The following is a 9830-nucleotide window of genomic DNA, read 5'->3' as shown; positions in this document are numbered from 1 at the left end:
TGGATAGGTGTAAACCTATTTCAGGACTAGACAGCGCTATTTGGGGGTTATAACGCTGGGTTTCTGTAGCCGCTGTCTGGGTGCTTTAAACGTTTTAAACGCCTCCAGATGCCTTGCAGGCCGCATCCTGCCTCGCGTCACTGTTCTTGTCCTCCATTCCCGCCTTTGCAGTCATGCTCCTGTCATGGATTCATGCCTGGTTGATATGAGCTCACATAAGTCAATACATGGGCTGTTCAAAATCATCCGGTCATGCTAAAACCTTCGGAGCGCTGATCTAGCTGCTTGAAAAAGAAGGGAAAAATATGACGAAGTCGGAGTTGATCGAACGAATTGTCACCCATCAAGGGCTGCTCTCATCCAAGGATGTCGAGTTGGCCATCAAGACCATGCTTGAACAAATGTCTCAGTGCCTGGCAACAGGCGACCGCATCGAAATACGCGGGTTTGGCAGCTTCTCCCTGCATTACCGCGCACCGCGGGTAGGGCGCAATCCTAAAACGGGCCAGTCTGTCAGTCTTGACGGAAAATTCGTTCCTCACTTCAAGCCAGGCAAGGAGTTGCGGGATCGAGTCAACGAGGATGAAGAAGAGGGCCTCTGAGGCCGATAACCAAAGGACCAGCGGATGCACATCTTCAAACGAATCATCTTGATCGTCGTTGTGTTGCTTGTCGTTCTGGCAACGACGGTATTCATGCTTGAGAATCAGCAGCCTGTCACGTTGGTTTTTTTCGGCTGGTCTGCCCCTCGGCTTTCCCAGGCCATCCCTGTCGTTCTGGCGCTCCTGCTGGGTATGCTGGTCGGGCCTGTACTTGCCTGGCTGGTAAGTCTGCGTAAAAAGCGTACGCGCTCGGCTCGTTCAATTTAAAGCAGGCATCCCGGAGCCTGCTGCCGTGCGAAAAGCTTATGAGAGCCTGGCAGTTTTTGTCTTCTGTCCCGATTCTGCGCATTCCTTGAGTTTTACTTGACGGGGCTGCCAGGCCCGTCTTTTGCCTGATAAGTTATGTGCTGATTTCATTTGTGGGAATTTTCTTATTGTTCTTAGAGAAAGTTAATTCTTGATAGTAGTCTTTTTTAGACTGTTTTTAGTTTGCCCCGATTTACGGGGTGTTTAGTGTCGTTTATCCATGTCAGGCGCTTTTTTCTGTTGTTCTTGTGCCCGCCTGTCAAGACTTGAAGATAAGTCTTTGCAGCGCAGAATAGTCCATCTTTCAATCATTCGATGTCACGCCCTGACGTTATTCACAGGGGCTGGCTTATAGAACAGGTGGCTGCATGTCTTTCCCTGAAATCATTCATCACGGCTCAACTAATAATGTCACGGGTTCTTGTCACCAGTTGTTCATGGAGTCTGCCAGTAGCCTGCTGATCGACTGTGGGGCGATTCAACATGAAAGAGTGGTGCCGGACACAGGCAAGTTCGGTTTTTCGCCAACTGACATCAAGGCTTTCATTGTCACTCATGTACACGCCGACCATGTAGGACGAATTCCCGGGTTACTGGCTGCGGGTTATCAAGGTCCTATTCTGTGCAGCGAGCCTTCTGCGCATTTGCTGCCTCTGGTAATGGAAGATCTCCTCAAGATTGAGTTTCACCATGACCGCAAGCAGATTGACCGCTATCTGGCGCTGATTGAAAAGCGCGTGATTGCCTTGCCCTTCGATCACTGGTTTGTTCTGGCCAACACTGATTCGCTGATCTGCAAGGTTCGTTTGCAACGTGCCGGGCATATTCTGGGCTCTGCGTATATCGAGTGCGATCTGCACTATCCGTTGGAAGGGCGTACGGAACGTGTCGTGTTTTCGGGCGATCTGGGCGCGGCTCATGCACCGATGCTTCCCTCCCCGAAGTCACCCGAGCGGGCTGACATCCTGGTGCTGGAGAGCACTTATGGCGATCGCCTTCATGCAGACCGCAGCACGCGGCAATTGCGTCTTGAGCAGGTGATTGACCAGGCTCTGGAGGATCATGGCACGGTCTTGATTCCCGCATTCAGCATTGGTCGCACTCAGGAGTTGCTGTACGAGCTGGAAGATATCCTGCGTCGCAAGACACTGCCGGGCAGGCTGTCCGATCAGGATGTCGGGCCTGCTGACACGTCTGTCTTGCCGATGGACTGGCCGCAGCTCCCGATCATTCTCGACTCCCCTCTGGCCAGCCGCTTCACCGGGGTCTATCAGGCATTTCAGGACTATTGGGATGAGGATGCTCAAGAGCGCTTGAAGAGCGGAAGACGGCCTTTGGGGTTTTCTCAATTGATTACCATCGATAGCCATGCCCGGCATTTGCAGACGGTCAACTATCTGGCCAGTACTGCACGACCCGCTATTGTTATCGCAGGCAATGGCATGTGTGCCGGCGGGCGGATCGTGAACTATCTGAAAGCCATGCTGGGAGACAGGCGGCATAACGTGGTTTTTGTCGGTTATCAGGCCAAGGGCACGCCAGGGGCTGCGATTCAGAAGCATGGCCCTGTGGGCGGGTATGTCGAGCTTGATCGAGAACGCTTCGAGATTCGTGCCGGTATCTCTACCGTGGCGGGCTATTCCGCGCATGCGGATCAGGAAGAACTGGTCAGATTTGTAACGGACATGGCCGAGTGGCCAGTGCAGATAAGGCTGGTACATGGCGAGGCGAGTGCCAAGAAGGCGCTGGGCAATGTTTTAAATCGAAAGTACTCACTGGCAAACCGGCGTCTGGAGTTGGTCATACCTTGAGCCCGTACGCTGAAAGTCATTCTGGTTTTCAGGGCGCGTAATACAGGGCAAGGCATGTTTTTCACAAAAGCTTTGTGATTCTTTGCAGGTCGATATTTCCAAAACCTGTACGATGTTCAAGTGGGCATCACTGCTGGGGGTGAATGACACGATGGAAGAAACAGTACGGTCTTTTCTGGAACGCAAAAAATGGTTGAGTGGTTTTCGGTAGTCGCTGTAGCGGTTTTATCTTTAGGGTTGACGGCAGTGCTTCGCAGGTACGCCCTGTCCAGAAGCCTGATGGATATCCCAAATGCTCGTAGCTCACACAAGATTCCCACACCGCGAGGCGGCGGGGTTTCCATTGTTGTAGCCTTTTTGCTTGCCATTCTGCTGTTGGGGCTTGGAGACCGGATTCCGTTTTCGGCTCTGATGGCCATCCTTGGTGCGGGCGGACTGGTCGCCGTGATCGGTTTCATGGACGATCATGGGCACATCGCCGCACGCTGGCGTTTGCTGGGGCATTTCAGTGCGGCGGCATGGGCACTTGCCTGGCTGGGAGGATTGGCGCCACTCGATTTCTTTGGTTTCACCCTCGACCTCGGGATTGTCGGCCATGTTCTTGCCGCTTTTTACCTGGTCTGGATGCTGAACCTCTATAACTTCATGGACGGCATCGACGGCATCGCCAGCATCGAGGCGGTAACGGTCTGTGGCGGTGTCAGCCTCATTTATGTACTGGGCGGCTTTGGCGAGTTGCTGTGGGGGCCTGTACTGCTGGCTGCTGCGGTGATGGGGTTTCTCTACTGGAATTTTCCTCCTGCACGGATATTCATGGGCGATGCAGGCAGCGGGTTTCTGGGCATCGCGCTGGGCGTGCTTTCCCTGCAGGCTGCATGGGCTTCACCTCAGTTGTTCTGGGCCTGGCTGATTTTGCTGGGGGTATTTATCGTCGATGCCACTGTGACGCTTGCCCGCCGTCTGTTGCGTGGAGACAAGGTATACGAAGCCCATCGAAGCCATGCGTATCAGTTCGCCTCGCGTCGTTATGGCAGGCACCTTCCGGTGACCCTGGCTGTCGGCTTTATCAATGTCTTCTGGCTTCTGCCTGTTGCGTTGTGGGTTTCGCTATTCGATGGCGACGGTTTGACGGGCTTGCTGATTGCCTATGTGCCGCTCGTCATATTGGCCCTTAAATTCGATGCGGGCCGCCTGGAATCCAATTGAGTTTAAGTATTAGCGCTTTTTCATCTAAATTGAGACATTGCATGTCTGCATTTGCTTCGGATATCGGGTGTAACGTTTTGTAGAGGATCGAGAGGTCGTGGAGGCATGAACAGATTACGAGCTTTGCTGCTGGCCTTGCCGCGGCGGAGAAAGCGAATAGTTCAAGTCGTTGCTGACCTCTTTCTGGTCTGGTTTGCTCTGTGGATGGCATTTGTCGTTCGTCTGGGCGTTGAGGACCTGATCAACCCTCTTGAAAAACACACCTGGCTTTTCGTCAGTGCGCCGATCATTGCCATCCCGCTGTTTATCCGGTTCGGGATGTATCGCGCGGTCATGCGTTATTTCGGTAACGATGCTCTGATAGCAATTATCAAGGCCGTAACGCTGTCTGCGCTCGTCCTTGGGTGCGTGGTCTATCTGTACAGCAACCACCAGCATGTGGTTCCCCGTTCGATCATGTTCAACTACTGGTGGCTGAGCATGATCATGATCGGCGGCCTGCGCCTGGCCATGCGGCAGTATTTTCTCGGCGACTGGTTCGTGGCCGCACAACACATGCCTTTCGCCAATCGCGACGATGGCCTGCCAAAGGTCGCCATCTATGGCGCTGGTGCCGCAGGCAATCAACTGGTGGCAGCCTTGCGAATGGGCAGGCTCATGCGCCCCGTTGCTTTCATCGATGATGACAGGTCGATCTCCAACCGCGTGATTTCCGGGTTGCACGTTTACAGGCCCAAACATATCCAGCGCATGATCGAAGTCACGGGTGCGCAGGAAATTCTGTTGGCGATTCCGTCTTCCTCACGTGGGCGCCGTCGAGAGATTCTCGGGTTTCTGGAGGGCTTTCCTCTGCACGTGCGAAGTGTTCCAGGGTTCATGGATCTGGCTTCGGGGCGCGTCAAGGTCGATGACCTTCAAGAGGTCGACATCGCGGACCTTCTGGGGCGTGACCCTGTGCCCGCCAGGGAAAACCTGCTTGAGCATTGCATCAAGGGGCAGACGGTCCTGGTGACGGGGGCGGGTGGTTCCATTGGTTCGGAGTTATGCCGGCAGATACTGGAGCTGGGGCCTACGAAGCTGCTGTTGCTCGACCATGGCGAGTTCAATCTTTACTCCATCTTGTCGGAGCTTGAGCAGCGTGTGGCGCGTGAATCCTTGCGGGTCAAGTTGCTGCCTATTCTGGCGTCTGTACGCAACCCTCCAAAGCTGCTGGACATCATGAGGACCTGGAAGGTCGATACGGTCTATCACGCCGCCGCCTACAAGCATGTGCCGATGGTCGAGCACAACATTGCAGAGGGGGTTGCCAATAACGTCATGGGCACCCTTCATACGGCTCAGGCGGCTTTGCAGGCCGGAGTTTCCAACTTCGTCCTGATCTCTACCGACAAGGCTGTCAGGCCTACCAACATCATGGGCAGTACCAAACGGCTTGCCGAACTGATCCTGCAGGCATTGAGCCGTGAAACCGCACCGGTGATCTTTGGTGACGTGGCCAATGTCCATCAGGTCAACAAGACCCGTTTCATCATGGTTCGCTTTGGCAATGTGCTGGGTTCTTCGGGGTCGGTGATTCCGCTGTTCCACAAGCAGATCCAGTCTGGCGGGCCGGTAACAGTCACTCATCCGAAGATCACCCGTTACTTCATGACCATTCCCGAAGCGGCGCAACTGGTCATTCAGGCGGGCTCGATGGGGCAGGGAGGTGATGTCTTTGTTCTGGACATGGGCGAGCCCGTCAGGATCACCGAACTGGCCGAAAAGATGATTCATCTGTCAGGCCTGAGCATTCGCTCGGAGAAGAACCCCCAAGGCGATATTTCCATCGAGTTCACAGGTTTGCGCCCCGGGGAAAAGCTTTACGAGGAATTGCTCATTGGTGAAAACGTCGTGGCCACCGAGCATCCGATGATCATGAGCGCCAACGAAGATCATCTGCAATGGGATGTGTTGAAAGGGCAACTGACGGCATTACTTGAAGCCGTTGATCAAGATGATTACAACAGTGTTCGCCAATTGCTGCGCGAAACGGTCAGTGGCTACAGCCCTGAAGGGGAAATTGTTGACTGGATATATCAGGAGCGTCGCCGGGGGACTGACTTGAAGTAATCGGGTGCGCATTAATATCTTGAATATATATTAGAATAATTAAAATGTTTCGCTGTTTTAAATTGAGCGCGGAAACAAGTAGACACTTTCCGTTCCTTTGATACTGATAACGAGTGGTCTAGATTATGAGGGCGGCATTTGGAGTGCTGCCTTTGAATCCTATGGAGCGTTATCTATGCGAACTGATTTTTTGTCCTCGTTGTTATTTGCCTTGCTTGCCAGCTTCTCGGTTGCCGTTACGGCGGCACCTGCTGGCCAGATGATGACTGATACCGTTGCCCCTCATTCTGTTGCCCAGCAACAGCAAACCGGAACTGTCAATATCAATAAGGCCGATGCCGACACACTTCAAAAGGAACTTGTGGGTATCGGTAAAAATAAAGCCAGTGCGATAGTTGCTTATCGGGAAGCCAACGGTGAGTTTGCATCCGTCGAAGAACTGATTGAAGTAAAGGGCATTGGCAAGGCTCTTCTGGACAAGAATCGCGACAAGTTGGCGGTTGAATGATAGCGCCTTGAAAGTCCGGTCAATCGCCGAGCTTTCATCCTCTGCACGGGAATGACGCTCGTGCAGCTCCAGCCTCGCGGGTTGGACGCTCAACGAACCTCTTTTATTTCCTGTTTGAGCCTGTCGCGTGTGTTGTTCAGAATCTGCTCCGACAGTTTGGCGTCCTGAGTACTGCGCGACAGTACCAGGGCTCCAACCAGTGTCGACAGGATGCTGATGCTTCTTTCCTCGATGTTTTCCCCTGGCAATACCTTGGCAAATGACGATTGCAGATGAAGGATGATTTCATCGGTGGTTATGCTGGGTTTGCCTGTCTGCCCCAGTTCTGCACAAATGTTTGGCAGCGGACAGCCTGATTCGGGAGAGTCGCGGTGCTCGGTCGAGAGGTACAGGTCGATGAGGCCAGACAGCGGGTCTTCCATGGCGAAGAACTTGCCGATGGTTTCCTCCGCTTCTTTCGCGGCGCTACGCAGGGCCTGCTCTACCAGGTCATCCTTGGATTTGAAGTGGGCATAAAAGCCGCCATGGGTCAGACCCAGCGCTTTCATCAACGGCTGCAGGCCTGTGGCACCAATACCGTCACGGCGAAAGCGTGCCGACGCTTCCTTGATGATGCGCTCATGGGTTTGAGCTTTGTGATCCAGGGCATAACGCATGTGATGAGCCTCCCGACTATGGCTCTTAAATTGTTACTGCGTATTTTCACATGGATAGGTTAATCGATGCAGCGATGATTTCTTAAATCGCATTTACAGCATCCGGGTGTTAGACACATTTGGCAATGCAAGTTCAAGATGGGCTCATGTTACGTGTTTTTACGCAAGGCAGAACCTGCCGATCGGCATACTACGAAAGGATGATACCGCTCGTCAGAGGGGGATCAGGGGGACGGGGACGACGCATCCTGGCGCGAAACCTTGCGGCAATGGACCAGCGCATCGCGAATCATGAAGTTGACCAGCGTCGGTGACACCCCCAGTTCCCGGGCGATCTCTTTTTGCGGCACACCATGCAGGCGGTACATCTCGAAGGCGTATCGAGTGCGGCTGGGCAACTCAGCCAATGCGTCGGCAATGTGCTCCAGCGTTGCAAAGTTGATGTGTGAGGTTTCGGGGGATGCACCATGCACGACCACGTTCAGCCCCTCTTCTTCGCTGCCGGAGTACTTCTGCTCAAGCGCCTGCTTGCGATAGTGGTCAATGGCCAGATTGCGCACGATCTGAAACAGGTAGCTGAGCTGGGCCTTGATCGACGAGGTGATTTCAGGGGCCGATTGCAGACGGAAGAAAGCATCTTGCACGACATCTTCTCCACGGGACGTGCAGCCGGTGATACGGGTTGCGACCTTGACCAGGATCGTACGGTTTTCGACGAAAGCCTGTAGCAGAGGAGTATCACACGTACTTGTGGTTAGTCGTTCCGGCATGGAAATCACCTGACAGCAATGGCAGCAGAGGTTTGCAGGGAGGCCCCGACATATCGCGCAACAAATTAGTGTGGATGATAATCATTGTCAATTGTAGTTAGTAACTAATTTCAGATATCCGGGGCTCTTTCCTCACGGATGGGGCATCTGATCCTGGCTTGACTGATATCAAAGGCATGAAGCCGACACGGGCCCAGAATGGCCGGGACCGTAGTGCCCGTTTTTGCGGGCGTGAATTTCGATGGAATGGGATACAGGAATCAGCATGAACGCCTCTGTAGATACGCCTGAAGCACCGCCGGACAAGGTAAGGATTCCGGTCGGTCTGGTGATCGGTGTACTGGCCATGATCGGGGTGTTGTTCTTGCCCATGCCCGCAGGCTTGCCAGTTGCCGGTCAGCGGATGCTGGCGATTCTGGCTTTTGCCGTAGTGGTATGGATTACCGAGGCCGTTTCCTACGAAGCCAGCGCAATCATGATCACCTCGCTCATGGCGTTCCTGGTCGGCTCGGCTCCTACCTTGCAAGACCCGTCAGTGGTTTATGGATCGTCCGCAGCGATCACCATGGCCCTGAGCGGATTTTCCAATTCGGCACTGGCGCTGGTGACAGGTGCGCTCTTTCTTGCCGCCGCCATGACCCATACCGGGCTGGATCGGCGTATCGCGCTGGTGACCTTGTCGCGAATCGGCACCAGCACCCGCAGGATCATGATCGGCGCGATTGCCGTGACGATCCTGCTCAGTCTTGTGGTGCCCAGCGCAACGGCGCGCAGTGCCTGTGTCGTGCCCATCATGATGGGGGTGATTGCGGCATTTGGTGTCGACAAACGCTCGAATATCGCGGTGGCGATCATGATTATCGTGGCCCAGGGCACCAGCGTCTGGAACATCGGTATCCAGACGGCAGCCGCGCAGAACCTGCTGACGGCAGGTTTCATGGACAAGATGCTCGGGCAGCGGGTTTCCTGGATCGACTGGCTGATCGCCGGCGCACCCTGGGCCTTGATCATGTCGGGTGTACTGATTCTGCTGGTCCTCAAGCTCTTGCCGCCGGAAAGCGACAGCATTCCCGGCGGCAAGGAGGCGGTTGCGCAATCGCTGGCTGACATCGGCCCGATGACCGGCGCGCAGAAGCGCTTATTGAGTGTCTCTGTACTGTTGCTGCTGTTCTGGTCGACCGAGGGCAAGTTGCACAGTTTCGATACGACCTCCACGACTTATGCAGGCCTGGTGATTCTGCTTCTGCCGCGCTGGGGTGTCATGACCTGGAAGGATGTGCAGTCACGTATTCCCTGGGGCACAGTGATCGTGTTCGGTGTCGGTATCAGTCTGGGGACGGCTTTGCTGACGACCCAGGCCGGTCAATGGCTGGGAGGCCAGGTGGTCAGCAGAACCGGGCTCGATCAGGTCGGGCCGCTGGGGATCTTCGCCATTCTGGGCGCGTTTCTGATCTTGATTCATCTGGGGTTTGCCAGCGCCACGGCCTTGACCTCGGCGTTATTGCCGATCCTGATTGCAGTGCTGCAAACCTTGCCAGGGGATTTCAACCGGCTGGGTATGACCATGTTGCTGGGGTTTGCGGTCAGCTACGGTTTTATCCTGCCGATCAATGCGCCGCAGAATATGGTCTGCCTGGGGACGGAAACCTTCAATGCCCGTCAGTTCGCCAGGGTCGGTATTCCCATGACCATCATTGGTTATGTACTGATGCTGGTATTCGGCATGACGTACTGGAAGTGGCTTGGCTGGATGTAATCCGCAATCGTCAGGTCGGGTAGGGAATGTTCTGTCTTTACCCGGCCTGTAACAGATATCCGGGACAAGCCAGGACGCCTTCGCACATCCCCGTTCATTTCCTCCT

General features: G+C 54.5%; 9 protein-coding genes. 7 read left to right on the top strand and 2 right to left on the bottom strand.

The window, feature by feature from the left end; genetic code table 11:
- Positions 1-305 precede the first annotated feature (305 nt).
- The 6 genes from ihfB to JL015_RS17825 all read left to right on the top strand — a co-directional run bounded on the left by ihfB (position 306) and on the right by JL015_RS17825 (position 6542).
- Positions 306-602, top strand: a complete 297-nt coding sequence (gene ihfB / locus JL015_RS17850; protein WP_003369729.1) for an integration host factor subunit beta — start codon at positions 306-308, stop codon at positions 600-602.
- 24 nt (positions 603-626) lie between these two features.
- The gene (locus JL015_RS17845) at positions 627-869 is read left to right on the top strand and encodes a lipopolysaccharide assembly protein LapA domain-containing protein (protein ID WP_200999927.1); all 243 of its coding nucleotides are present in this window, start codon (positions 627-629) and stop codon (positions 867-869) included.
- Between the two features lie 407 nt (positions 870-1276).
- A complete protein-coding gene (locus tag JL015_RS17840; protein ID WP_201019391.1) occupies positions 1277-2719 on the top strand; it encodes an MBL fold metallo-hydrolase RNA specificity domain-containing protein in 1443 nt (480 codons plus the stop codon).
- A 189-nt stretch (positions 2720-2908) separates the two neighbouring features.
- A complete protein-coding gene (locus tag JL015_RS17835; protein WP_201019390.1) occupies positions 2909-3925 on the top strand; it encodes an MraY family glycosyltransferase in 1017 nt (338 codons plus the stop codon).
- 105 nt (positions 3926-4030) lie between these two features.
- A complete protein-coding gene (locus tag JL015_RS17830) occupies positions 4031-6034 on the top strand; it encodes a polysaccharide biosynthesis protein (RefSeq protein ID WP_201019389.1) in 2004 nt (667 codons plus the stop codon).
- Between the two features lie 175 nt (positions 6035-6209).
- Complete coding sequence (locus JL015_RS17825; protein ID WP_201019388.1) at positions 6210-6542, top strand: ComEA family DNA-binding protein; 333 nt, start codon at positions 6210-6212, stop codon at positions 6540-6542.
- Between the two features lie 89 nt (positions 6543-6631).
- Here the strand turns inward: JL015_RS17825 and JL015_RS17820 are convergent, their stop codons facing one another.
- Positions 6632-7198, bottom strand: a complete 567-nt coding sequence (locus tag JL015_RS17820; protein WP_201019387.1) for a TetR/AcrR family transcriptional regulator — start codon at positions 7196-7198, stop codon at positions 6632-6634.
- 224 nt (positions 7199-7422) lie between these two features.
- Positions 7423-7968: an RNA polymerase factor sigma-70 gene (locus JL015_RS17815; RefSeq protein WP_201019386.1), complete on the bottom strand. Its 546-nt coding sequence runs from the start codon at positions 7966-7968 to the stop codon at positions 7423-7425.
- A gap of 265 nt (positions 7969-8233) precedes the next feature.
- On the opposite strand from JL015_RS17815, the gene JL015_RS17810 reads away from it, so the two are divergent.
- Positions 8234-9724 (top strand): DASS family sodium-coupled anion symporter, encoded by a 1491-nt coding sequence (locus tag JL015_RS17810; RefSeq protein WP_201019385.1) that lies wholly within the window; start codon positions 8234-8236, stop codon positions 9722-9724.
- Positions 9725-9830 lie beyond the last annotated feature (106 nt).

The organism is Pseudomonas cichorii (assembly GCF_015471405.1).
GTDB lineage: Bacteria > Pseudomonadota > Gammaproteobacteria > Pseudomonadales > Pseudomonadaceae > Aquipseudomonas > Aquipseudomonas serbiensis.
Note: the sequence above shows the minus strand (reverse complement) of the source record. Positions and strands in the feature narration are given on the sequence as shown.

What these genes read in the sequence shown, in the direction of transcription:
- ihfB (WP_003369729.1), top strand. Translation starts at nt 306, where the DNA reads ATGACGAAGTCGGAGTTGATCGAACGAATTGTCACCCATCAAGGGCTG.
- JL015_RS17845 (WP_200999927.1), top strand. Translation starts at nt 627, where the DNA reads ATGCACATCTTCAAACGAATCATCTTGATCGTCGTTGTGTTGCTTGTC.
- JL015_RS17840 (WP_201019391.1), top strand. Translation starts at nt 1,277, where the DNA reads ATGTCTTTCCCTGAAATCATTCATCACGGCTCAACTAATAATGTCACG.
- JL015_RS17835 (WP_201019390.1), top strand. Translation starts at nt 2,909, where the DNA reads ATGGTTGAGTGGTTTTCGGTAGTCGCTGTAGCGGTTTTATCTTTAGGG.
- JL015_RS17830 (WP_201019389.1), top strand. Translation starts at nt 4,031, where the DNA reads ATGAACAGATTACGAGCTTTGCTGCTGGCCTTGCCGCGGCGGAGAAAG.
- JL015_RS17825 (WP_201019388.1), top strand. Translation starts at nt 6,210, where the DNA reads ATGCGAACTGATTTTTTGTCCTCGTTGTTATTTGCCTTGCTTGCCAGC.
- JL015_RS17820 (WP_201019387.1), bottom strand. Translation starts at nt 7,198, where the DNA reads ATGCGTTATGCCCTGGATCACAAAGCTCAAACCCATGAGCGCATCATC.
- JL015_RS17815 (WP_201019386.1), bottom strand. Translation starts at nt 7,968, where the DNA reads ATGCCGGAACGACTAACCACAAGTACGTGTGATACTCCTCTGCTACAG.
- JL015_RS17810 (WP_201019385.1), top strand. Translation starts at nt 8,234, where the DNA reads ATGAACGCCTCTGTAGATACGCCTGAAGCACCGCCGGACAAGGTAAGG.